This is a genomic window from Pseudochrobactrum sp. B5 (genome assembly GCF_001939785.1).
GTDB lineage: Bacteria > Pseudomonadota > Alphaproteobacteria > Rhizobiales > Rhizobiaceae > Pseudochrobactrum > Pseudochrobactrum saccharolyticum.
On sequence record NZ_MOYL01000001.1, the window covers coordinates 1,170,584 to 1,195,362 of the forward strand.

General features: G+C 50.9%; 19 protein-coding genes and 1 tRNA gene. 17 read left to right on the top strand and 3 right to left on the bottom strand.

Translation table 11 applies throughout. The annotated features are described in order from the left end of the window. The first annotated feature begins 273 nt into the window (after window positions 1-273). Entirely contained in the window at window positions 274-2,940 is a 2,667-nt protein-coding gene (gene ppdK / locus BKD14_RS05195) for a pyruvate, phosphate dikinase (protein ID WP_075654502.1), read from the top strand. A gap of 98 nt (window positions 2,941-3,038) precedes the next feature. Then, window positions 3,039-3,917: a polysaccharide deacetylase family protein gene (locus tag BKD14_RS05200; RefSeq protein WP_075654503.1), complete on the top strand. Its 879-nt coding sequence runs from the start codon at window positions 3,039-3,041 to the stop codon at window positions 3,915-3,917. A gap of 22 nt (window positions 3,918-3,939) precedes the next feature. Here the strand turns inward: BKD14_RS05200 and BKD14_RS19265 are convergent, their stop codons facing one another. Continuing rightward, window positions 3,940-4,320, bottom strand: coding sequence for a hypothetical protein (locus BKD14_RS19265; protein ID WP_075654504.1), 381 nt, complete (start codon window positions 4,318-4,320; stop codon window positions 3,940-3,942). A gap of 391 nt (window positions 4,321-4,711) precedes the next feature. Between BKD14_RS19265 and BKD14_RS05210 the strand changes: the two genes are divergently transcribed. Continuing rightward, window positions 4,712-5,560 carry a DUF1499 domain-containing protein gene (locus tag BKD14_RS05210; protein ID WP_175576058.1) on the top strand — a complete coding sequence of 283 codons (849 nt, stop codon included), beginning with the start codon at window positions 4,712-4,714 and terminating at the stop codon, window positions 5,558-5,560. A 2-nt stretch (window positions 5,561-5,562) separates the two neighbouring features. Here BKD14_RS05210 and BKD14_RS05215 read toward each other — a convergent pair whose 3' ends face one another. After that, window positions 5,563-6,468 carry an MBL fold metallo-hydrolase gene (locus BKD14_RS05215; protein ID WP_075654506.1) on the bottom strand — a complete coding sequence of 302 codons (906 nt, stop codon included), beginning with the start codon at window positions 6,466-6,468 and terminating at the stop codon, window positions 5,563-5,565. Window positions 6,469-6,654: 186 nt separating this feature from the next. On the opposite strand from BKD14_RS05215, the gene puuE reads away from it, so the two are divergent. From puuE to BKD14_RS05255, 8 genes are all read left to right on the top strand, one after another. Continuing rightward, complete coding sequence (puuE, locus tag BKD14_RS05220) at window positions 6,655-7,572, top strand: allantoinase PuuE (protein ID WP_075654507.1); 918 nt, start codon at window positions 6,655-6,657, stop codon at window positions 7,570-7,572. A gap of 1 nt (window position 7,573) precedes the next feature. Continuing rightward, the gene (locus BKD14_RS05225; protein WP_075654508.1) at window positions 7,574-8,080 is read left to right on the top strand and encodes an ureidoglycolate lyase; all 507 of its coding nucleotides are present in this window, start codon (window positions 7,574-7,576) and stop codon (window positions 8,078-8,080) included. 149 nt (window positions 8,081-8,229) lie between these two features. Next, on the top strand, window positions 8,230-9,711 hold the full coding sequence (gene xdhA, locus BKD14_RS05230; RefSeq protein WP_083646810.1) for a xanthine dehydrogenase small subunit: 1,482 nt from the start codon (window positions 8,230-8,232) through the stop codon (window positions 9,709-9,711). Continuing rightward, on the top strand, window positions 9,708-12,089 hold the full coding sequence (gene xdhB / locus BKD14_RS05235) for a xanthine dehydrogenase molybdopterin binding subunit (protein ID WP_075654509.1): 2,382 nt from the start codon (window positions 9,708-9,710) through the stop codon (window positions 12,087-12,089). Before xdhA ends, xdhB begins: the two co-directional genes overlap by 4 nt. Window position 12,090: 1 nt before the next feature. Beyond that, window positions 12,091-12,612 (top strand): 2-oxo-4-hydroxy-4-carboxy-5-ureidoimidazoline decarboxylase, encoded by a 522-nt coding sequence (uraD, locus tag BKD14_RS05240; protein ID WP_075654510.1) that lies wholly within the window; start codon window positions 12,091-12,093, stop codon window positions 12,610-12,612. Between the two features lie 27 nt (window positions 12,613-12,639). Continuing rightward, window positions 12,640-12,996: a hydroxyisourate hydrolase gene (gene uraH / locus BKD14_RS05245; RefSeq protein ID WP_075654803.1), complete on the top strand. Its 357-nt coding sequence runs from the start codon at window positions 12,640-12,642 to the stop codon at window positions 12,994-12,996. 81 nt (window positions 12,997-13,077) lie between these two features. After that, window positions 13,078-13,899, top strand: coding sequence for a DUF2793 domain-containing protein (locus BKD14_RS05250; protein WP_075654511.1), 822 nt, complete (start codon window positions 13,078-13,080; stop codon window positions 13,897-13,899). Window positions 13,900-14,311: 412 nt separating this feature from the next. Next, the gene (locus BKD14_RS05255) at window positions 14,312-16,177 is read left to right on the top strand and encodes a nucleoside-diphosphate sugar epimerase/dehydratase (RefSeq protein WP_075654512.1); all 1,866 of its coding nucleotides are present in this window, start codon (window positions 14,312-14,314) and stop codon (window positions 16,175-16,177) included. On the opposite strand, the gene BKD14_RS05260 is transcribed toward BKD14_RS05255, so the two are convergent. After that, on the bottom strand, window positions 16,178-16,957 hold the full coding sequence (locus BKD14_RS05260) for a glycoside hydrolase (RefSeq protein WP_245293559.1): 780 nt from the start codon (window positions 16,955-16,957) through the stop codon (window positions 16,178-16,180). A gap of 547 nt (window positions 16,958-17,504) precedes the next feature. Between BKD14_RS05260 and BKD14_RS05265 the strand changes: the two genes are divergently transcribed. The 6 genes from BKD14_RS05265 (at window position 17,505) to BKD14_RS05295 (ending at window position 24,735) form a co-directional block, all read left to right on the top strand. Continuing rightward, a tRNA-Gln gene (locus tag BKD14_RS05265) sits at window positions 17,505-17,579 on the top strand. A gap of 398 nt (window positions 17,580-17,977) precedes the next feature. Beyond that, window positions 17,978-19,132, top strand: a complete 1,155-nt coding sequence (locus BKD14_RS05275) for a GGDEF domain-containing protein (RefSeq protein ID WP_083646812.1) — start codon at window positions 17,978-17,980, stop codon at window positions 19,130-19,132. 119 nt (window positions 19,133-19,251) lie between these two features. Next, window positions 19,252-20,154 (top strand): DUF2865 domain-containing protein, encoded by a 903-nt coding sequence (locus BKD14_RS05280; RefSeq protein WP_175576059.1) that lies wholly within the window; start codon window positions 19,252-19,254, stop codon window positions 20,152-20,154. Window positions 20,155-20,738: 584 nt separating this feature from the next. After that, window positions 20,739-21,746, top strand: coding sequence for an ABC transporter substrate-binding protein (locus BKD14_RS05285; RefSeq protein WP_022710073.1), 1,008 nt, complete (start codon window positions 20,739-20,741; stop codon window positions 21,744-21,746). Window positions 21,747-21,973: 227 nt separating this feature from the next. After that, the gene (locus BKD14_RS05290; RefSeq protein ID WP_022710071.1) at window positions 21,974-23,044 is read left to right on the top strand and encodes an ATP-binding cassette domain-containing protein; all 1,071 of its coding nucleotides are present in this window, start codon (window positions 21,974-21,976) and stop codon (window positions 23,042-23,044) included. Then, window positions 23,041-24,735 carry an ABC transporter permease subunit gene (locus tag BKD14_RS05295; protein WP_075654517.1) on the top strand — a complete coding sequence of 565 codons (1,695 nt, stop codon included), beginning with the start codon at window positions 23,041-23,043 and terminating at the stop codon, window positions 24,733-24,735. Before BKD14_RS05290 ends, BKD14_RS05295 begins: the two co-directional genes overlap by 4 nt. Window positions 24,736-24,779 lie beyond the last annotated feature (44 nt).

Consider the following 24,779-nt stretch of genomic DNA (forward strand, 5'->3'; position numbering starts at 1 on the left):
AACTCTCAGCTGATTCCGTTAAGTTGCGGAAATGCAGATGAAAACACTTTTCGTGCTGCCGCAAATTATTCATCTGTTCAGACAATAAACCGGAAACGAATTCCGCAAAATCGATTTAAACAAATATACAGGCGCTGCGTTGCGCTTTGTTACCGTTTTTCTGTATTTTTCAGTAGCCCACAGCAGTGCTATCGCTTAAGCAGGAAGCGTGTATCCGGTATCGGTTATCATGACTTACATTCAGCCTGAGCCGGACATAACAGGAGGACGGGAATGGTTAAGTGGGTATATCACTTCGGTGACGGCAAGGCCGATGGTGCTGCAAGTGATCGTAATCTTCTGGGCGGTAAAGGTGCGAACCTTGCTGAAATGAGCAGCCTCGGACTGCCGGTGCCTCCGGGCTTTACCATTACCACCGATGTCTGCACCTATTATTACGACCATGACCGGACTTATCCTGAAATCCTGAAAGATCAGGTCAAAGCTGCGCTGGAGCATATCACTGCGCTGACCGGTCGCCGTTTGGGTGATGCGACCCGCCCGCTGCTGGTTTCGGTGCGTTCCGGTTCCCGTGCATCCATGCCGGGCATGATGGATACGGTGCTTAATCTCGGCCTCAATGATGATACGGTTGCGGCAATCGCGGCTGAGGCCAATGATGAGCGCTTCGCCTATGACAGCTACCGCCGCTTCATCCAGATGTATTCGGATGTGGTGCTGGGCGTTGACCATTCTTTCTTCGAAGAAATTCTCGACGATGCCAAGGCTAATCTCGATCTGGATGTTGATACCGATCTGACTGCCGATGACTGGCGCGGTGTGATTGACCAGTACAAAGCCAAGGTTGAAGAAGAGCTGGGCGAGCCGTTCCCGCAGGATCCGGAAGCGCAGCTTTGGGGCGCGATTTCCGCAGTGTTCTCCTCATGGATGAATGCCCGCGCGATCACCTATCGCCGCCTGCATAATATTCCGGAAAACTGGGGTACTGCCGTTAATGTGCAGGCCATGGTGTTCGGCAATATGGGCGATACATCGGCAACAGGCGTGGCCTTTACCCGTAACCCTTCCACCGGTGAGCGCAAGCTCTATGGCGAGTTCCTCGTCAATGCGCAGGGTGAAGATGTGGTGGCCGGTATCCGCACCCCGCAGAATATTACCGAGGAAGCCCGTATTGAGGCTGGTTCCGAGCGCCCGTCGCTTGAGAAAATCATGCCGGATGCTTTTGCTGAATTCCTGAAAATTGCTGATCGTCTGGAGCAGCATTACCGCGATATGCAGGATCTGGAATTCACTATTGAGCGTGGCAAACTCTGGATGCTGCAGACCCGTTCCGGCAAGCGCACGGCTAAAGCCGCGCTGAAAATGGCCGTGGAAATGGTTGAAGAAGGGCTGATCGGTAAAGAAGAAGCCGTCAACCGTATTGATCCGGCATCGCTGGATCAGCTGCTGCATCCGACCATTGATCCGAGAGCCGAACGTCATGTGATCGGTATCGGCCTGCCTGCCTCTCCGGGCGCAGCAACCGGTGAGATAGTGTTCTCTTCGGAAGATGCGGAACAGCTGAAAGCAGAAGGCCGTAAAGCCATTCTCGTGCGTATTGAAACCAGCCCTGAAGATATTCACGGCATGCATGCAGCGGAAGGTATTCTGACATCGCGCGGCGGCATGACCAGCCATGCGGCTGTGGTTGCCCGTGGTATGGGCAAGCCTTGTGTTTCCGGTGCCGGTACGCTGCGTATTGACTATCGTAATGGTACGATGCTGACCGCTGGCGGCACCTTCAAAAAGGGTGACATCATCACCATTGACGGCGGCAGCGGACAGGTGCTGAAAGGTACTGTAGCCATGCAACAGCCGGAACTCTCCGGTGATTTTGGCCGGTTGATGCAATGGGCAGATGAAGCGCGCCGCATGAAAGTGCGCACCAATGCGGAAACACCGGCGGATGCCCATGCAGCGCGATCCTTCGGTGCGGAAGGGATTGGCTTGTGCCGTACCGAGCATATGTTCTTCGAAGGTCCGCGTATTCTCGCTATGCGTGAGATGATTTTGGCATCGGACGAAAAAGGCCGCCGTGTTGCGCTGGATAAACTCCTGCCGATGCAGCGTGATGATTTCACCGAGCTGTTTGAAATCATGCAGGGGCTGCCGGTCACCATCCGTCTGCTCGATCCGCCATTGCATGAATTCCTGCCAAAGACTGCGGAAGAAATCGCCGAAGTCGCCAATGTCATGGGCGTAGATGTCGACAAGCTGACCGAGCGTGCGGAAAGCCTGCACGAGTTTAACCCGATGCTTGGCCATCGTGGTTGCCGCCTTGCGATCTCCTATCCAGAGATTGCGGAAATGCAGACCCGTGCGATTATCGAAGCGGCGATTGCCGCTGCCAAAGATACCGGTGAAGCGGTTATACCGGAGATTATGGTGCCGCTGGTTGGTATCAAAGCTGAGCTGGATTTTGTGAAAGCGCGCATTGATAAAGTCGCCGCGCAGATCATTGCCGAGAGCGGCGTGCAGGTTGATTATATGGTTGGCACCATGATCGAATTGCCGCGTGCTGCCTTGCGGGCAGGGGAACTGGCTGAGACGGCTGAGTTCTTCTCCTTCGGTACCAATGACCTGACACAGACGACTTTTGGCGTATCGCGTGATGATGCTTCATCCTTCCTCACGCAATATCAGGTGCTGGGCATTATCGAACAGGATCCGTTTGTAACGGTGGATTTCGATGGTGTCGGCGAACTGGTGCAGATTGCATCGGAACGTGGCCGTAAACAGCGCAGCAATATCAAACTCGGCGTTTGCGGTGAACATGGCGGTGATCCGGCCTCAATCGGTTTTTATGAAAAGACCGGTTTGGATTATGTCTCCTGTTCGCCGTTCCGTGTGCCGATTGCCCGTCTGGCAGCAGCACAAGCGGCAATTGCGGCAGCGAAGTAACGTTGTAAATAATCAAGACGATGCGCCGGATGCTTCATCCGGCGCATTTGTAGTTTATGGTGCTATAAGTTCATTATTGAAACATGAGCCGGTGCGAGATGTCTGTCATTAAGTCCTTATTGCTGAGCTTGAGCCTGAGCATTGGTGCAACTGCTGCGTTTGCTGCAGATGAAGCCTTGCTCTCGACCAAAATTTCGCAGCGTCATCTGATTGTCGAGCCGCAGCTAAATCTTGCCGGTAAATCAAATCCGATACAGGTCGCACTCACGCTGGATGCCTGCTCAGGCGACATCGACCATCGTATTCTCGATGTTCTGGTGCGGGAGAAAATTCCGGCGACCTTGTTTGTGACTGCGCGCTGGCTGCGCCGTAATCAGGCGGCAATTGAGGTTCTGAAAGCGCATCCGGATTTGTTCGCGATTGAAAATCACGGGGCAGAGCATGTGCCTGCAATCACCGTGCTGAAAACCATGTATGGTATTCCGACAGCCGGTACACCTGCTGCTATCGAAGCAGAGGTCAAAGGCGGTGCGGATAAGATTACGGAAATCTTCGGCAAACAGCCGCAATGGTACCGTGATGCGACAGCGCGTTATTCAACGGATGCTGTGCGCCAGATCGAGGGCATGGGCTATAAGGTTGCCGGTTATTCGCTCAATGGTGATCGCGGTGCATCTCTGCCTGCGACAACGGTTGCCAAACGTATATCCTATGCCAAAGACGGTGATGTGATTATCTCACATATCAATCAGCCGAAGCGTGTTTCCGGTGCCGGTGTGGCCGAGGGTATTCTGGCGCTGAAGAAGAAAGGCGTGCAGTTCAGACTGCTGCGGGATATGCCCACGCACGCGGCACCGAATGTGGTGAGTGAAACTGCGCCGCCGAATGAATCTGTTTCGCAGAAAGAGAATAAAAGCCATTCTAAAATAAAGACAAAACCGGCATCGGCAGAGCCTGTTCCGGTCTCCGCGCAATGACATATCAAGTATTTGAATGATTTCAGAGGCCGTTCTTTAACTTGCCCATAACGGCAGCATAATTGCGGCCGAGGCTTTCAAACAGAACATTATTGCCCGAGAGCGGCGCATGGGACAGAGTAATCCCGTCATTCAGCAAAGTGACGAATACCACCTGATCCTGCACGGCAGACGGCACAAGAATGGCACCGATACGCTGCGCATTGGTAGTGTCCAGCGCAGGCATATTAAACAGGACTTCACCGCCGACAATTTCAGCGGCTTTGGCCAAGGACAGATCAAAGCCGTCGGTCAGAACATCCTGAGCACCGAGGGCAAATTCAACTTCAACTGCTTCTAAAGACGCGTTCTCCTCAGACGCGGCTATCAGGTTTTCGTTGGTGGAGGAGGGCGTTTGCCTCATAGGGGGAGCGTCTCCGGCTGTATAATTCTTCTTATCCGCAAACTGATTGTGGCAGTTTGTGAATTTGATGCAATCTCATTTTAGTGATTTGTTATAATATCATGATAAATAAAAATATTTCTCTTTTATCTATCGTTAATCACAGATCTTTACCTCTTTAGCCACCTGACGAAATGAACAGTTCTTGCAGGCAGCGATGCGGATCGCGTATTGTTTATGCTCGGCAGACCCTGAATATTGTGCGAAGCGCCTTCGCGGGACTGATTTCTTTACCCGCCTCGATGCGTAAAACAAAGAGACAGAGCGGTTTTACAATTCCGTGTTTACCGGAACCGCTCTCTAACCGGCAGTGCGGCAAGTGATGCTTGAAAATTATTACATCCGGCGCAAAGTGAGACGTCGTTCCTCGCGATCGGCGAAATATGCACCGGCTTGCGCTTTTGCCGGTCTGGGGTTGCTCATCGCTGCGGTTACAGCACATCGTTTCAGTTTGATACAGCAGCCGGATCTGGTGTTTATTGTGGCACTTGCCGTGTTTTTCGCTCTGCTGGCTTTGCTGCTTTCTGCTAAATCTTTTTATAATTTATGGCGTAGCGGCGATGCGGGAGGGCGGCGTGCCATGCGTGCCTGCTTTATCGCTCTGGTCACATTGATCCCGCCCGCACTTGTACTGGGGCAGATCAGCGGCACACCACGTATTCATGATGTTTCCACCGATCTCGAAAACTCCGTGCAGTTCAATACTGTGATGAGCAATGAGCAGGATTTATTGCAGGATTATAAGCCCGATTTCCGCGTGCAACTGCTTCAAAAACTGGGGCTGGGTGATCTGACTGTGCAAAATAGTCTGGGCACCGATGCGGTGCCGGATATGTTGCAGCAAATCTCTGCCTATCCGGAAGTGAGCGGCAGGCAATATGACAGTGCGCAGGATCACGTCTTAAAAGCTGTGCTTAAAGTGCTGAAAGAGCAGGGCTTTGCTGTAACTGCTACGTCCGGTACTGCCGGTGAAGACATGGATGTGAGTGTCGAGGCAACTGCCAAAACCTTCATTCTGGGTTTGCACAGCGATGTGGTCGTGCGGCTCAGGGACGAGGCCGAGCAAACCACGGTCGATATGCGTTCTGTCTCACGTTACGGGCGCTATGATATGGGGTTCAATGCCGGTCTGATCGGCACATTTTTTAATGCGCTTGATCTGGAAATGCGCAATGCCGTGCCGGATGCGCCGGAAGAGTAAACTCAGGCAGGCCGGTAGAGACTGTCGGGCATCGGGTCGCCGTCCGTTTTGACTAATCCGCGTGAGACCAGATCTTCCAGATGGGCGAAAACCGAAAGCCCTGCAGCGCCATGCAGACGCGGATCAGTATCACGATAAATCGCGGCGACCATCTGCGCGATTGTTTCATCGCCCTGCATTACCCGCTCAAACACGGCCCGTTCACGCATTTTTCGGTGAGCACGAAGTCCGCGTAAAAAACGATGGGGTTTGGCAATCGGTGCGCCATGCCCCGGCAGATAGAGGCTGTCTTTGCGTTTGAGCAGTTTTTCAAGAGACTGCATATAGGCGCGCATCGAGCCGTCCGGCGGCGCGACAATGGTGGTCGCCCATGCCATGACATGATCGGCGGAAAATAAGATGCCGCGATCATTGAGTGCGAAACAGGCATGGTTGGCCATATGGCCGGGAGTATAGATCACCTCTAATGCCCAGTCATGATTGGTGAAAATCTCTCCGTCTTTGGCGCAAATATCCGGCGCAAAATCTATGTCTACACTGGCATCCAGTGCATTACTCTCACCGTCAAATAACGGACGGGCTGACTGGTGCGGGCCTTGTGCAATAACGATTGCACCTGTTTCACTTTTCAGTCTTGCGGTCAGCGGTGAATGATCGCGATGGGTGTGGCTGACGAAAATATGACTGACCGGCCTGTCTGCAATAATGCGCATCAGCGTTGCAAAATGCGCCTCATCTTCCGGCCCCGGATCGATAATACCGAGTTGGTTTTTACCGATAATATAGCTGTTGGTGCCGTAACCGGTAAAAGCGCTGGCATTATTGACGGTTACGCGCAGAATATCCGGTGCAACCTGTACCGCTTCACCATAGGCCGGATCAAATTGCGTATCGAATTTCAGAGACATCAAAGAGACTTTCCGGCAGGCATCACAATAATAACAGGGTGTCTATAAAGGCTTTTCAGTGACTTGTCCCGTTTATCCACTCTATATATTATAATCGACAATTATTGTTAAAATTGTCGACAATTTAACATTGACAAAGTGCCCGATGTTTTATCATTTTGAGCGGACAGAATTGGGGAACAGAACATGCAAAAATGTGGTGAACGTGAATTTATCGGATATGGCCGTCATACGCCGGATCCGCGCTGGCCGAACGGCGCGCAGATCGCCGTGCAATTCGTGGTCAATTATGAAGAGGGCGGTGAAAGCTGTGTTCTCGATGGTGATGCCGGTTCTGAATGCCTGCTGTCCGAGATTGTCGGCGCGCAAAGCTGGCCGAAACAGCGTAACCAGAATATGGAATCGATCTACGAATATGGTGCACGCGCCGGTTTCTGGCGGTTGTGGCGCATGTTCACCAAGCGCAATATGGATGTGACTGTCTATGGTGTGACCAAAGCCATGGAACGTAATCCGGAAGCCGTTGCGGCGATGAAAGAAGCAGGATGGGAAATCGCCAGTCATGGCTTGCGCTGGCTGGAATATAAAGACTTCACAGAAGAAGAAGAACGCCGTCATATTCAGGAAGCCGTGCGTCTGCACACAGAACTGACCGGCGAACGCCCTTACGGGATTTATCAGGGTAAGCCTTCCGACAATACACTGCAGCTGGTGATGGAAGAAGGCGGTTTTGTCTATTCCGCCGATTCCTATGCCGATGAACTGCCTTACTGGATTGAAGGGCCAAAAGGGCCGCATCTGATCGTGCCTTATACGCTCGATACAAATGATATGCGCTTTGCCACGCCGCAAGGCTTTAATGCCGGTGATCAGTTTTTCAATTATCTGAAAGACACTTTTGATGTGCTTTACCGCGAAGGCGGGGAAGGCGCGCCGAAGATGATGTCTGTCGGTCTGCATTGCCGCCTTGTCGGCCGTCCGGGTCGTGCGGCGGCGCTGGAACGTTTTCTGGATTATGTGCAGTCGCATGACAAAGTCTGGGTCGCCAAGCGTATTGATATTGCCCGTCATTGGCATGAAAACCACAAACCGGCAGGGCAATAAAATGGAGCTGATTAATTTACCGGTACGAGCTTTGACGTCGGAGAATTTCGCACCTTTCGGGGATATTATCGAAACCGGTTTGGGTGAAGTTAAGCTCATCAACTGGGACATTACCGAACGCCACCATGCGCTGGCGAAAGCCGATGTTATCGGTGAGGATGCTCATGTTTTGATGAACATCTTCCGCAGCAAGCCTTGGCAGCTGCCGCTGACGATTAAGATGGTTGAACGCCATCCGCTGGGTTCGCAAGCCTTTATGCCGCTGAACGGACGCGACTATCTTGTGGTGGTTGCAGAAGATAAGAATGGTGTCCCGCATCAGCCTGTGGCTTTTCTGGCGCGGGGCAATCAGGGCGTGAATTATCACCGCAATGTCTGGCATCATCCGCTGCTGGCGCTGGATGAGACTTCAGATTTTTTGGTGGTTGATCGTGGCGGTGCAGGCAATAATCTGGAAGAATATTACTTCCCGCAGCAAAATTTCACGATTTCTGACAGGGAGATTTGACCATCCGGTCAGATGCTCCGAATTCACATAGTTTAAAAGCGGCATGATACAGATCAGAAATGTCGCTTTAAAACGCAACTCAAAGCTAATTTGCCGCATTTGTCACGCCACATCTTGACGAGTATTCAGAGGCGTAACAATCTGGTCTTATGACACAGATGATCCGTTTCTTTCTGAATGGTCACCGGCAGGATGTTCAGATCCGGCCAGATACAACGGTTCTGGAATGGCTGCGCGGGGAGGCGCGGCTCAAGGGAACGAAGGAGGGCTGTGCTGAGGGGGATTGCGGGGCGTGCTCCGTTTTAATCGGCACAGATAAAGACGCAATTGCGCAGGCTGACACTGCGGCGGGTGAACCACAATCGAACAATGCCGACGGAGCATTTCGCTACCGCGCTGTTAACAGCTGTATCCTGACAATGGGACAGCTGGACGGTCAGGCATTGGTCACGGTTGAGGGGCTGAAAACCACACAACTCCATCCTGTGCAGGCGGCGATGGCCGAAAACGGTTCATCGCAATGCGGTTTTTGTACACCCGGTATTGTGATGTCGCTCAGCGGACTGGCTGCGGATTGTGCAAGTCACGGTGCCAAAGCTGACGATCAGCTGATCCATGACACGCTGGCAGGCAATCTCTGCCGCTGCACCGGCTATCGCCCGATTGTTGAAGCCGCACGCAAGGTAATTGCAGAAGGCGGTGCACCGGTAGCACAGCCGCTTTTCGGTTCCTTGCAGGATATCCGTCCGCAATCAGGTTTCAGCCATGGCGGTTCAACCTATCATCAGCCGCAGACCCTCAAAGAATTACTGGAGTTGCGGGCGCAATATCCGCAGAGCCTGCTGCTGGCTGGCGGTACTGATCTCGGCGTGGCGCTGGCCGATTATCACAGTGACTGGAATGAGGTTATTTCAACGGCGCATGTGCGTGAATTGCGCGATATCCGTGAGGATGAAGTATCTTTCCGGTTTGGCGCTGCGGTGACATGGGCAGAGGTGCTGAAGACTATCGGCAATCATTATCCGTCACTCACTATTTTGCTGCGCCGTTTCGGTTCTGTACAAATCCGTAATCAGGGCACGATTGGCGGCAATATTGGTACTGCCAGCCCGATCGGGGATGGGCCGCCAGCGCTGATCGGTCTTGGTGCGCTGATTGAACTGGCTGGCTCAAATGGCAGTCGTACACTGCCGCTGGAAGATTTCTTTATCGATTACCGCAAGACGGAATTGCGTGAGGGCGAGGTGATTGCCTCGGTGACAATCCCTAAACTGACTGCGGGGCAGGATTATCGCGTTTATAAAATCTCCAAACGTTACGATCAGGATATTTCCACCGTTTGCGGTGCATTCCGCGTAACGCAGAAGAACGGCATTATAACAGATGCCCGTATCGCCTTTGGCGGTATGGCAGCGATCCCGAAACGGGTGAAAAGTGCGGAACAGGCGCTGATCGGTAAGACGTTAGATGAGGCCGCAGTCGCAGCCTGTATGCAGGCTATTGCCACAGAGCTTGCGCCTTTAAGTGATTGGCGCGGCAGTGCCGAATATCGTCTGATGGTGGCGCAAAATCTGGTGGAGCGTCTGCGCCATGATCTGGCCGGTGAAGTGGTGGAGGTAATGGCACTATGATCGCACTTAATCAGCCTTTTCCAACGCCGGAAGGTGCTAACAAAGTCGAGCGCAGTATTGTCGGACATGGTGTTGTGCATGATTCCGCCAGCCGTCATGTGGCGGGTGTCGCGACTTATATTGATGATATGCCGGAACTGCCGGATACACTCCATGCGGCTTTTATATTGTCGCCGGTTGCCCATGGCCGGTTGAAAAGTATGGATGCCAGTGAAGCTCTGGCGCAGGCGGGTGTTATCGGTATCTGGGATGTGCATGATATTCCGGGCATCAATGATGTTTCGCCGGGTCTCCCCGGTGAACCGCTCTTTGCTGAGGGGCTGCTTGATCATCAGGGGCGGGCAATTGCGGTGATTGCTGCGACCAGTTTTGAGGCTGCCTATAAGGCCGCCAAACTGGTAAAGCTGGATATTGAAGAACTGCCACCGGTGCTGGATGTGGAAGAAGCACACCGGCAAAAGAGTTATGTGATCCCGCAACAGGTGGTGCAACAGGGTGATGTCAAAACCGCCATTGCCAATGCGGAACATCAGTTTTCCGGCCGTCTTTCGATGGGCGGACAGGATCATTTCTACCTCGAAACGCATATTGCCTATGCTATTCCCGGTGAAAACTGGCCGCATGAGAACGGCGATATGCTGGTGCATTCATCAACGCAGCATCCGAGCGAAGTGCAGCACCATGTGGCTCATGTGCTGGGTCTTCATGCCCATGCGGTGGAATGTCAGGTGCGGCGTATGGGCGGCGGCTTCGGTGGTAAGGAAAGTCAGGCGACAATTATTGCCTGTGCGGCCGCGCTGGTTGCAGCTAAAACCGGACGCCCGTGCAAAATGCGCCTCAAGCGCCGCGATGATATGATTGCGACCGGCAAGCGCCATGATTTTGTAGTGCATTGGCAGGCGGGTACAGACAGCCGTGGGCGTATTAAAGGGCTGGATATTGAATTCCTTGCCCGTGCCGGAAACCTGCCCGATCTCACAGGGCCGGTAATTGCCCGTGCGCTGACCCATGCCGATAATTCCTATTTCATCGAAAATGCTCATTTCATTGGTCATGCCTGCAAAACCAATACTGTGTCCAACACAGCATTCCGCGGTTTTGGCGGGCCGCAGGGCATTATCGCAATTGAAACGATTGTCGATACGATTGCCCGTGAGCTGAAACTTGATCCCAATCAGCTGCGTGCCATCAACTATTACGGTGACGAGACGGGGGATGAAACGCCCTATGGCCAGAAGGTTGAAGATAACCGGCTGGTGCAGGTCACAGAAGCGCTGCTCAGCAGCAGTGAATGGCAAAAACGGCGTGCGGAAATTGATGCCTATAATGCGGGTAATCCGCTGATCCGTCGCGGATTGGCGATGATGCCGGTGAAGTTTGGTATCTCGTTCAATCTCACAGCGCTCAATCAGGCTGGTGCTCTGGTGCATGTCTATCAGGATGGTTCGGTGTTTCTGAACCATGGTGGCACGGAAATGGGGCAGGGACTGTTTGTCAAAGTTGCGCAGGTTGTAGCTGAAGTGTTCCAGATTGATCTGGACATGGTGCGTATCTCGGCGACAGCGACCGGCAAAGTGCCGAATACATCTGCAACGGCTGCTTCAACGGGTTCTGATCTCAACGGTATGGCAGCCTTTAAAGCAGCAACGGCAATCAAAAGCCGCATGACCAAGGTTGCTGCAGAGCACTACAACACAGAAGAGAGTGAGATCATTTTCCGTGGCAATCGTGTCTATGCGGGCAATGAATCGATGTCTTTTGGCGAACTTGCCAAGCTGACATGGTCAAAACGCGTGCAGCTTTCGGAAGCTGCCCATTATGCGACACCGAAAATCCATTGGGACGGTAAGACAATGCGCGGCCGCCCGTTCTTCTATTTCACCTATGGTGCGGCTGTTGCCGAAGTGGCAGTGGATACGCTGACCGGTGAAATGCGCTGCTTGCGGGCAGATATTTTGCAGGATGTCGGCTTTCCGCTTAATCCGGCGATTGATCTCGGCCAGATTGAAGGCGCTTTTGTGCAAGGGATGGGCTGGGTCACTTGCGAGGAATTATGGTGGGACAAGGCTGGACGGTTACGCACCGCTGGCCCTTCAACCTATAAAATTCCGGGCTCGCGCGATGTACCGGAAATCTTCAATGTACGGATTTTGGAAAACGCACCGAACCGTGAGGAAACGGTATTTCGTTCCAAAGCTATTGGCGAGCCGCCGCTAATGCTGGGGATCTCCGTCTGGCTGGCAATCCGCGATGCTATTGCTTCGATTGCAGATCACCAGTTCTCGCCGGAACTGGATGCACCGGCTACGCCGGAAACTGTGCTGAAATCGATCATCAAATTGCGTCAGCGCCAGAGTGGAAATAACAAGCGGGATTGAGATGAATTTGCAGACCTTAAATTCGCTGTCAGAAACGGAGTTTGTCTCTGTTCTGGGCGGTATTTTCGAGCATTCTCCTTGGGTGGCAGAAGCTGTGGCGGGGGACAGGCCGTTCGCTTCAATTTTTGCTCTGCATCAGGCGATGGTGCAGGCAGTTGAAAAAGCCGGTGTGACCAAACAACTGGCGCTGATCCGTGCGCATCCTGATCTGGCAGGCAAAGCTGCGCGTGCCGGTAATCTCACCGATGCTTCTACAAGTGAGCAGAAGGGGGCGGGACTCGACCGGCTTGATGATGCGGAGTATGAGCGCTTTCATAGCTTAAATGATGCCTATAAGCAGCGTTTTGACTTTCCCTTCATTCTCGCCGTACGCGGTTTTGACGGTAAAGGACATGACAAACATTCCATCCTCGCCAGTTTTGAAATGCGTCTGAAAAATACGCCAGAACAGGAAATTTCTGAGGCACTGCGGCAGATTGCGCGTATCGCAGAACTGCGGCTGGGGGATATGCTTGGCCAATAAAATATATGCAGCAGAAAAGGTATGGTTATGGCAAAACTCTCAACCCATGTTCTCGATACTGCTCATGGCAAACCGGCTGCCGCAATGCGACTTGAGCTTTATCGGGTGAAGGGTAGTGGTGAGCTGGAACTGGTTAAGCGGACTGCAACCAATCTTGATGGCCGCACTGATGAGCTTCTGCTCAATGAAGCGGAAATACGTATCGGCACTTATGAACTACAGTTTCATGTCGCCGAGTATTTTGAATCGCAAGGCGCGGATCAGGCGAAGCCGCCATTTCTCGATCTGATTCCGATCCGGTTTTCTATTGCCGATGAGAGCGCCAATTATCATGTGCCGCTGCTGGTCAGCCCTTGGGCTTATTCCACTTATCGCGGCAGCTAAAGGCACGACGGGCAAATCTATCCCCGCTCTTTATTCTCTCCGTAGACTTTTCCCGTTCATGAGCAACGGGAAAAGCAAGATATGGAAACGACCCCTAATCTGAAAATGCCTTATATTCTGCCCAGTCAGGCGCAGAAACATGTCACACATAATGAAGCACTGCGTTATCTCGATGCGCTTTTGCATCTGTCCGTTCTAAGCCGGCAATATTCTTCGCCGCCAGCCACTGCGCAGGAAGGTGATCGTTATCTGATACCTGCGGGAGCCGCGGATTTATGGAGCGGGCAGGATGGCAATCTTGCAGCCTTTATGGATGGTGAATGGTTCTTCTTCGTGCCTTTGCGCGGCTGGATCATGCATATTGCTGATGAAAATGCGCTATTCATATTTAACGGCAGTCAATGGCAGGCACTGCTGAACCCGCAGTCGATGGTTGGAGTAAATACGGAGGCTGATAGTTATAACCGCTTGGCTGTAGCCTCTGACGCCGTTCTGCTGACCCATAGCGGGGCAGGGCATCAGTTAAAAATCAATAAAAACCTGAGTGAGAATACTGCATCCCTGTTATTTCAGAGTAGTTGGACCGGCTATGCTGAAATGGGAATCGCCGGTGAAAATAACTTCAGCATTAAAGTTGCAGATGATAGCGGGCAGTGGCGACAGGCACTGCGGATTGATCGTGCTAGCGGTAATATAGCTATCGGCTCGGTCTGGCCAACAGCACCGTTGCATGTTGAGGGGCCAATTCGCACCGGAAATTATGAGAGTGGTGCTTTGCCGAATGCTGCGCAGAGCGGTGCAGGTGCTGTTATCTTTATCAGTACCGGTCAGAGCGGGAAGCTTGCTTTCAGTGATGGTCAGCAGTGGCTTTGGGTAGACGGTAATCAGCCCGTCACTCCATGACCTTGTTAAGATTGCGATAATTTGTTGCACGGCTTTCAAAACAATCGGGGGATTTAGATTGATATGTCGTGCAACAGCAGCGAATCTGATGAATTATAAATGCCGGATAAATTTCTTTTACGGAACCTGAGAAAGCTTGATTGGTAAGGCAGTGGTCTATGGTTCACGTTGAAAAACTATGAGAAGCAGTAATTTTTTAATGCATCCATCGCATAGGCACTTTTGTTCGCAATTCCTGTGAATAGAGATAGATTTGCTGGTTTTGATATAAGTATTTTGTTAGTCAGTATGAGTGCGATATTTTATTTAAGTTTAATACTTGAACAAATTTGTCAAGTTATTCTTTTGCCTGATTATGATTGTGGAAGTAGGATGCAAATTTTGCTGAAGAATAAGGTGAGAGATTAACCGCATGAAAACGGCAGATGTTTCAAGGCGGATTGCGGGACTCCCGCGGTCTATAAAGCAACTTATCACGCTTGGCGTGGATATTACCTTGCTGTTGCTTGGCGTCTATGTTGCCTATGTTCTGCGTTATGGCTTCCTGTTCGTGCCAAATACCAAGCAAATATTGCTTATGCTGGCGGCGCCGCTGGTCGCTGTGCCGGTTTTTATCCGCTATGGTCTTTATCGTTCTGTTATTCGCTATCTGCCGGAAAAGGCAATCTGGTCTATCTTTCAGGCAACCGCCGTTGCGGCTTTGCTATGGGTTGCCATCGCATTTTTGACTGAAATGACCGGCGGAACCGGCGTTCCGCGTTCTGTTCCGCTGATCTACTGGCTGGTGATTACTATTCTGGTTTCCATTTCCCGTTTCGGCGCTAAATGGATTTTGCGGGATAGTACCGGCCCTGTATCACGGGAAGTGGCATTGATTATCGGTACCGGTGAGGCTGCACAGCAACTGGCAGCGGCATTGCGTGTACATCGTGATACTTATGTGGCCGGTTTTATTGATCGTGATCCGTCATTGCTTGGTATGGATATTGCCGGAACCCGTGTTTATGCACCGGCATCTATCGATGATCTGGTTAAGAATTACGGTGTTTGTCAGGTCGTAATCTCTGATCCGTCGATGGGGGAGACAGAGCGGAAAGCCTATGCCAGTATTTTAGGGCGCCTGAAAATCCGTACCAGTATTCTGCCGCCGATTGCAGATCTGTCGCGGGGAAAATATCTGGTTGGTGCGCTGCGTAATATTGAAATTGATGACCTGCTGGGGCGTTCGCCGGTGCCGCCGGATGAGGCGATGCTGCAGTCGATGATTGAGGGACACTCAATCATGGTAACAGGTGCCGGTGGTTCTATCGGCAGCGAATTGTGCCGTACGATCGTCAACTGGAAACCGCGCAAACTGATTTTGTTCGAGGTCGGGGAATTTGCGCTCTATCAGCTGGAGCGCAAGCTGAAATCTGTCACGAATTGTGAAATCGTTCCGGTCTTGGGTTCAGTAACCCAGCAGGAACTGTTGGAGAATGTTATTCACTCTCACGGCGTTGATACGATTTATCATTGTGCTGCCTATAAGCATGTGCCTTTGGTTGAGGTGAACCCGCTTGAAGGCATCCGTAATAATGTTATGGGCACAAAGGCAGTTGCCGATGCTGCGCTGAAGACTGGCGTAGAGCGTTTTATTTTGATTTCATCCGATAAAGCCGTGCGTCCGACAAATGTGATGGGCGCAACCAAAAGATGGGCAGAATTTGTTATCCGTCATTATGGAGACCTTGCGCAGCAGAAAGGCTCGGCACAGTCATTTTCGAGCGTTCGGTTCGGTAATGTTCTGGGGTCTAACGGGTCGGTTGTACCGTTGTTTCGTGAGCAGATTGCTGCAGGAGGCCCTGTAACGCTGACTGATGAAAATATGACCCGTTATTTCATGTCGATCCGCGAGGCTGCAGAACTGATTATCCAGTCCGGTGCGGTTATTAAAAGTGGTGAGACGGCTTTGCTGGAAATGGGAAGTCCGGTGAAAATCAGAGATCTGGCTGAAAATATGATCCTGATGGCCGGACTGTCTGTGCGTGACATGAAAAATCCTGACGGGGATATTACAATTCGGGTAACCGGTATTCGCGAGGGCGAGAAGCTTTACGAGGAACTGTTTTATGATCCGGATAAGGCATTGCGTACCCGTCACCCTAAAATTCTATGCGCGGAAAAACGTGGCACAAAAGCCGACGAAATACCGCAGCGCCTGCCGCAAATGCAGAAATTCCTTGATGATAACGATGCGGAAGGCGCTAAAGCGCTGTTGTTCGACTATATCCGCCAGTAATTAAACTCTTTTGCGGAAATAAAGGATCAGCAGCGCTGTCAGCGCCAAGGCGATTATCAGGCCGGATAATTGCCCGATAAGAGTACCTGACCACAGCGCGGCTGCAGTAATAGCGCCCAATATAAGATTGAGCAGTGCAAGGCTGCCGGTAACAAAATAAACGGATTTTCCCGAGCGCTTTGCAATCTGATAGGCATGGGAAGAGTGCGCCTGTAATATATTCTCACCTTTGCTAAGACGCAGGATAATCGTGCTGCCAGCGTCGAGAATATAATAAAGCGGCAGGATGAGAGCGGGAATAATACCTGCTTGTCCGGCAAAGAGCAGAAATACTGCACCGGTAATCAGGCCAAGCGGCAGACTACCGGAATCACCGAGAAAAATTGAGGCAGGCGGGCGGTTAAAAACTGCAAATCCTGCGAGAGCGCCACTTATCGCCAGACTAATCGCCGGAATTGCCGGCTCCTGAAGAAATATAGCTGAGAGAATTCCAAGCAGTAATAGTGGAATTCCAATTCCGGTGACAGTCAGCCAATCCAGACCGTCCATAAAATTGGCGACATTAATACTTCCAAGGATGGCGATACTTAAAAGCAGCATCTCAAGCCAATAGGGCAGGAGATCGGGCAAAAGCCGGAAATCAGCGCCTAAACTATAAACCGCGAGAATTGCGGCCAGAAGTTGCAAAGGAAGTCTTGCGCGTACAGACAGTTCTTTTCGGTCATCCAGATAGCCGGTAACCCAGACTAACGAAGCAGCAATGACAAGGCTGATACTCATCCGTGCCGGTATCATTTCCCATAGGCCAAAAATAATTAGTGCACATATGAAAACCGGAATGCAGGCCAGTCCGCCGATTTGTCTGGCAGGGACAGAATGGTTGGAGCGCGGATTAAAGCCGGCAGCAAGAAAATTCGCAGGAAGTTTGTCTTTTAAAATCAGGAGCAGGAGCGTGGAGAAAATAAAGCAGAGAGGAAAAATCCACCAATAAACTGACAAGCTGCTGTCTCCTGAAGTGTAAGGTAATCCGGCAAGCGGTTGAATATGATATAATTTAATCTGAAACAGATTGTCTGAACTCTTTAAACTGTATCGGAGCGCAGTCAAACTTACTCAATTACTGTTGTCTTTACGCGTTTATGAGCTGCTTTTCCAGCATGTTGGAGAGTGGAGAACTTGCGAAGCTGAAAACGTAAAACGCTTTTTTGAAGTTGGACGGGTTTGCTTTGTTTTAAAATGTAAAAATCTGATTTCAATGCATTGCACAATGGATTTCTTGCGGCTATAAGCCGGATCAACCGCCACGGAATCTCTCCGTGATTTGTATTGGGGCGTAGCCAAGCGGTAAGGCAGCGGTTTTTGGTACCGCCATCCCCTGGTTCGAATCCAGGCGCCCCAGCCAATTCCTCGCATTATATTCTGCCTGTTTAATTTGTTTTGCCGATGATTTTTGATCTCGCTATGTGTAGTAAACAGGCGGAGTAAATTTAAATTGTTCTCACATTATATTTAACTTAGCTTGCTTGTTTTGTTTGAATTTAAGAATATTAAGCAGCACTGAAACAATCTTATTCTTTTGTCTTTCATTGAAAATGTCGCTTTTTGCATAAAAAAGTGATAGCGGGATCTTTTTACATAATGCTATGGAATATGTGATGCCTGCTAAAACGGCTGCACACTTTATAAATATGTTCGGCTTGCCGAACCGCATACTGACTTTGTCTCCTTAACGGGCAGAAGTCAGAGATACAGTGCATTCCGGGAGTGTTTTGTTTATCGACGTGAGGGATTTGATTGTCGATGCTCATTCAATACATGGCAGATATTGAGCCAAATTCACTATTTACAGTAAACGCTATTTCTCTGGCGGCGTTTGCGATTGCATTTTTTTGTATTTGGCTGAAGCAGCGCGACAGAACCTATTGGCTCTATTGGGTTGCTGCAAATGCGGTTTTATCCGTCGGCTTCATTATCTTTGTTGTGATTGATCGCTCGCAGATGCTGCAGTTGATTCTCGTCAACGTGGTATTAGCGACGGGGATAGCGCTGCGCTGGCAGGCTATACGCAGCTTTTTCTATCGCAAAAACTATATTGAGATTAATTTCTTAATCATACTGATTGTGTTGCTCCCGTATCTGTTCTCTTCCTATCTGACGAACGGGTTTATTTTTGGCTTTGTTAATCTCATATTTTTGGTTGAAATTATCTTGGTTCTCCGCGAACTGGTGCGCCCAAATGGTGAGACTCTGCCGTCCCGTTGGGGGCTGGCTATTGCCTATAGTCTTGTTGCTGCAGCATTTGTTGCCCGCGTGATACAGGGGTGGGTGACAAGTCCCGCCAATATGAAATTACTGCCGAATGACGGGCTTCTGGCAGTCATTTTGCTCGTCATGTCCATCCATATCGTTGCAAGCGGTGCTTTCGCTATATCAATGGCCTATGAACGGGGGATTTCCGAGTTAAAACAAATGGCTCTGCTTGATCCGCTGACGGGCCTGTATAATCGCAGAGCCTTTGAGCTGACTTTAGCAGAGCGTGATCCTGCGGATGGTTCTCTCGCTTTGATTTTGCTGGATATTGATCATTTCAAGCGCATTAACGATCAGTTCGGTCATGCCGCCGGTGATATTGCCTTGCAGCGTTTTGCCAATATCCTGATGACGATTTTCCGGAAGAAGGATTTTATTGCCCGTATAGGCGGGGAGGAATTTGCAGTTCTTCTCCCAGATACGACGATGAATGAAGCCTATGAGTTTGCCGAGCGTGTTCGCAAGACTGCTGAAAATGATGCATTTGAGCATAGTGACGGTATTGTGCGCCTGACAATCAGCGCGGGGGTCTGTCAGGCAGCAACAGACGTAGCCTCTTTTTCCGATATGACCCAAAAAGCAGATATCAGCCTGTATATAGCTAAAAATAATGGTCGTAACCGGGTTGAAATATTTGCTACATGATTCATCGGTAAAGCTTTGTAATTCTTTGCTCAATTCGGCCGTTACATAAACACGCGGAGGGGACTGTGGTTAAGTGGAGGGTGTCAAAGAGGTTGGGTTTTCCGGTGATGCCTGCGCTTATGACGCGTTGTATTATGCTTCGCCAGACATTGCTCCTCTTGGTTGTCCTGCTTGTAACGGGCACAATCTCTCCTGCTCTTGCTGCGACATGTTCTGATAATTCCCTGATCGCTGCCGATATTATTTTAAAGCGTCAGCTGACTGCCTTGAAAAATATGGAGCGCGGCCGGAAATGTACGGCAGAAAATGCTCAGGGCGGCTTTTTTAACGCCTGCCGTGATTTGGCTCAGCGACGTGGTGACATACAAAAACAGTTGCAGAAAAGTGCCGCAGCTTTGGCAAAATGCAGCGGAACATCTCTCACTGCCACATCATCAAAACCAAGCGGGCTGAGCAACAAAAACCAGCTTGCCAAAAATACCAATTTGTTTGGCGGACAGTATTCGGGAACACCTCTACTGTTTTGTGTGCGCCTGTCTGACGGATATTATTTTCCGGCACCGCATTCGCAATATGCCCGAAGCGACAAGATAAAAGAGACCTTGGCGCAGTGTCGTTTCATCTGCGAGACCCCCGACGTCAATCTGTATATTTTGAGTGATCCTGCTGCCGAGACTGCGGATATGGTATCCGTTGATAAACGCGAATCTTACGTCAATCTGGGTTCTGCCTATGCCTATCAGGCATCAGAGAATTTTCAGAAATGTAACTGGGCAAAGTATTTTTCCTATATTGAGCAGGTGCGGGCAGGTTCCGCAAAACCGAAGAAAAAAACCATTGCGCCTGTTAAGCCGGTGATGGCGCCGGTTTCTGTTCCGGTCGTTGAAAAAGATATGTCTGACCGTGCTGTACGGATTGTCGGACCTGCCTTCTTGCAGGACGGTAATGATATGCTGGTCAATCTGGGGAGCCGTCGCGAGCGGCCGGAAACAGGGATAGAAGTTTTACACAGCACAGAGTGATCTGATCGCATGGCGTAACTGACCGAATGCGATATTTGTTACCGTGAAAACGACAGCAAATATTGCAGTTTTATTGCCTGTCTGCGGAAATGTTTATTATGACAAAATGCGCTGTTTTTTGCCGCTTACGGACATGCGCATGAGCCAAAGCACAGGCACAGTTTTGAGGTTATCCTGATGGGGGCGGCTTTTGATCCGTCACTCAACCCTGATTTTTATACAAGATCGTGAATGCAATGCGGGTGTGGAAAACACACCTGCAGTCACAGACTTCAGAGTACCCGTCGTTAAATGGTCTCATTCAACGACCGCGATAATATGACCAATCGAGAATTCGGAAGCTGACCTGACAGATGTGCCTTTCTGTGAGGTTGTGCGGAGCATTGCCTGAAGAATGGTCTCATTCTGAGATCATGTTTATGCGACCAATGAGGCCACGGGAATGACTGCCGCGGGAGGGGGCAAGCGCAGCGTGTTCCGGTGTGTTTTCAAAGTTTCGCATTGATATCTGTGGCTATTTCATCATTATGTGCTGGAACTTTTTATAAAAACTCAAACAAAATCCATGGGATGGGGGCTTTGATATGCGCAAGACTTACCTGAAAACTCTGGGTGCGCTGGCTGCGACTCTGATGGCCGGTTCTGCATTGGCAGAGACGCTGACGGTTTATACTGTTTATGAAGAAGATGAGGCCGCAGCTTTCCTCGCCGAGGCGAAAAAAGCTTTACCTGATCTGGATATTAATATGCTGCGCCTGTCCAATGGCGATCTTGTTGCCCGTATCATTGCCGAACAGGCAAATCCGCAACATGACGTGCTGTGGGGCGTTGCAGTTACCTCGCTGTTCAATCCTGAAATTATTAAAACGCTGGAGCCTTATAAGCCTGCGAATATCGACACTGTGCCTGCGCAGTTCCGTGACAAGGAAGACCGCTGGTTTGCGGTTACCGGTTATATGGCCGCTTTTTGCGTAAACAATGAGCGCCTGAAATCCAAAGGCCTGACAATGCCGAAGTCATGGGCCGATCTGACCGACCCTGCCTTTAAAGGTGAAGTGGTGATGCCGAACCCTGCATCATCCGGCACCGGCTATATCCAGATTGACTCGCTGATCCAGCAGATGGGCGAAGAAAAGGGCTGGGCTTTCCTCGACAGTCTCGACAAGAACGTAGCGCAATATATCAAATCCGGTTCCAAGCCGTGTAACGTCGCCTCAATGGGCGAATATACTGTTGGTGCCTCTTTTGAACTGCGCGCCATCAAGAATATTGCCGAAGGTTATCCGATCACCATGGTGATCCCGTCAGAAGGCGCGGGTAATGAACTGGAAGCCAATGCGCTGGTTTCAACATCCAAGAACAAAGACGCAGCCAAGCGTTTTCTCGATTGGACTGTGAGCAAGCAGGCTGCCGACGAATATTATAAGTGGAAAGCCATTGTAACGATTCCGGGCGGCGCAATGCCGGACAAGTTCAAAGAAGCCGGTCTTCCTGAAGATGTGTCCAAGGTTATGTATGCGGTTGATTTCAAAGCCGCAGCCGATGATCGCACAAAGATCATTGAAACATGGCAGAAGAAATACGAGCGCTAATTGTTAAACAGACCGGACAGCCTTGCAGTTGTCCGGTCTTGCTCTTTCGGCTTTCAAAGCGTTGAGCAAGCTGTTTTCTGCGCTATGAAAAATATATAAAAAACAGAGATTTAAAGCTGCGGCTTGAATCAGTCTGATAAGCATTTGCATGAAATTTCATGCAACGGGGAATACGCAGGGATTTTCATCTGCGTCCATAAAAACAAAATACCAAAGGAAATATACCAATGGATTTGAACATTCAGAATGTCATTAAAAGCTATGGCGCAGTGAAAGCCCTTGATAATGTTTCTCTGAATATTCCGCATGGTTCTCTGGTATGTTTTCTCGGGCCTTCCGGTTGCGGCAAGACAACCTTGCTGCGTGCCGTTGCGGGGCTGGAAGATATTGATTCCGGCAGGATTATGCTGGGCGATAATGACCTGTCGCACACACCTGCGCGGTCGCGTAATTTCGGCGTTGTGTTTCAGTCCTATTCACTGTTTCCGCATATGACGGCGGCGCGCAATATTGCCTACGGGCTGGAATGCCGGAGCTGGACAAAGGCACAGATTGCAGCGCGGGTACGTGAAATGCTGGATCTGGTGCATCTGGCTAATCAGGCCGAAAAACTACCGGCGCAAATGTCCGGCGGTCAGCAGCAGCGTATTGCGATTGCCCGTGCACTGGCGCCTAATCCGTCACTCTTGCTGCTTGATGAGCCGCTTTCCGCGCTGGATGCAAAGGTGCGCGAGGAATTGCGCAATGAAATCCGCGCACTGCAAAAGCGGGTTGGCATTACCACCATTATGGTCACACATGATCAGGAAGAAGCTTTGGCGATGGCCGATGTGATTGTGGTGATGAAAGATGGACATATTGAACAAACCGGCACGCCGCAGACGCTTTATCAGCAGCCTTTAACCAGTTTTGTTGCGGATTTTATCGGTCGTATGAATATTCTGCCGCTGGATAAGACTCCCGGAAATAGTCTGCATTTTGCCGATAAAGTACTGAAACTGGATGCCGCAGAGGTTTCCGGTTCCGCACCGGTCAGTAAAGTCGGTATCCGGCCTGAGGCTGTCAGCCTGCTGCCCGCAACGCAAACCATGCCGGATGATAATCACTTTCCGGCAACCATCCGCAGCCAGATCTATCTGGGGCATATATCGCGGTTGGAAGTGGTGCCGGATAAACGGCCGGACGTTAAAATCAGTGTGGAAATGCACGGCACCGCCAACAGAACAGGGTACTTGCCGCAAACAGGTGATGCAGTAACGCTGCATCTGCCGGCAGACGCTTTACGGGTGCTGTCATGAGCAGCGCGGAGGCTTCTGTAACCACGACGACCGGTGCCGGTTTAAAGCGCGGTCTGTTTAGCGACAATTTCATTTCCTGGGCGATGACGATCGGGATTACAGCCCTGATCCTGATTTTCCTTGTCATGCCGCTTTGGGCCATTCTGGTGCTGGGTTTCAGCACGCCTGAAGGTTTTGGCCTCGGCAATTTTACCCGCACTTTTACCACTGCGCGTTTCTGGACGCTGGTGCTGAACAGTCTTGGTATGGCGCTGACCTGTACCATTATTGTGACCGGCATGGCCTATGCCTATGCCTATACGCTGCAACGTGCCCATGTGCCGTTTAAATCCCTGTTGCGGATGGCGGCGCTTATTCCGCTCTTTGCTCCGTCACTGGTGCAGGCGCAGGGGCTGGTGCTGCTGCTCGGTCGTAACGGTATTCTCAATCGCTGGATGGGTATGGATATTGATATCTATGGTTTCTGGGGTGTGGTGATTGCTAATGCGCTTTATGCTTTTCCCTATGCTTTCCTGATCCTCTCGGCAGCGCTGGCTGTCAGTGATGCACGGCTGCATGAAAGTGCGGAAGTGCTGGGGGCAGGGCCATGGCGTATCTTCCGCACCCAGACTTTGCCTGCCACCCGCTATGGTCTGGCGGCCGCCTGTTTCGTTGTGTTCAATCTGGTGATGACTGACTTTGGTAATCCGATGGTGATCGGCGGCGATTTCAACGTGCTGGCCACAGAAGTCTATAATCAGGTGATCGGGCAGGCGCAGTTTGGTCTTGGCGCGGTGATCGGTATTGTGCTGCTGATGCCTGCCATTGCCGCCAAGATTGTTGAAAAACGCCTGACTAAACAGCAACAGGCGCTGCTCACCTCACAGGCGCGGCCAATGGTTGTGCGCCCGTCAGGCAAACGCGATCTGCTGCTCGGGCTTTATGCCTATTTCACAATGGCGCTGATCCTGAGTGTCATTCTGATTGTGGTGCTGGCAAGCTTCGTCAAGCTCTGGCCATATAATATGAGCTTTACGCTTCAGCATTATCAGTTTGATGTGCAGAACGGCACAGCGCCTTTGTGGAACAGTGTGAAGATCAGTCTGGCGACGGCTGTGCTGGGTGTGGCTATTGCCGGTATGACAGCAATTGCGGTGCAGAAGTTCAAGAATCCACTCACCGGCCCGCTGGCATTCCTGGCCATCTTGCCATCAGCCGTGCCGGGTATGGTGTTGGGGCTTGGTTATGTATTGGCCTTTAACAATCCGTCCAACCCGCTGCACTTCCTCTATGGTAGTTTTGCGCTGATTATCATTCTTAGCGTCTATTATAACCATGCCCACGCATTCCTGATCTCCTCAACTAGTCTGAAACAGATCAGCGGTTCGTTTGATGAAGCGTCAACCATGCTCGGCGGCAGCGTGCTGACAACTTTGCGTAAAGTGACATTGCCGCTGTTGTGGCCGACATTGCTGGGCGTGGGTGTTCTGTTCTTCATGCGCACTATGGTATCGCTGTCTGCGGTGATCTTTCTCACCACACCGGCAACGCAGGTCGCCTCGATCTCTGTGCTGCAATTGTCTGATCGCGGGGCGGTCAATCAGGCGGCGGCTTTCTCGGTCTGTATTATGCTGATTGTGATTGCAGCTTTGCTGATTGTGCGCGGTATCCTCTGGGCATTCGGTGCCAAGCATGTGACACTGATCCGCTAAAACTGATATGTAAAACAAAAAGCCCGCCTCATCACTGAGGCGGG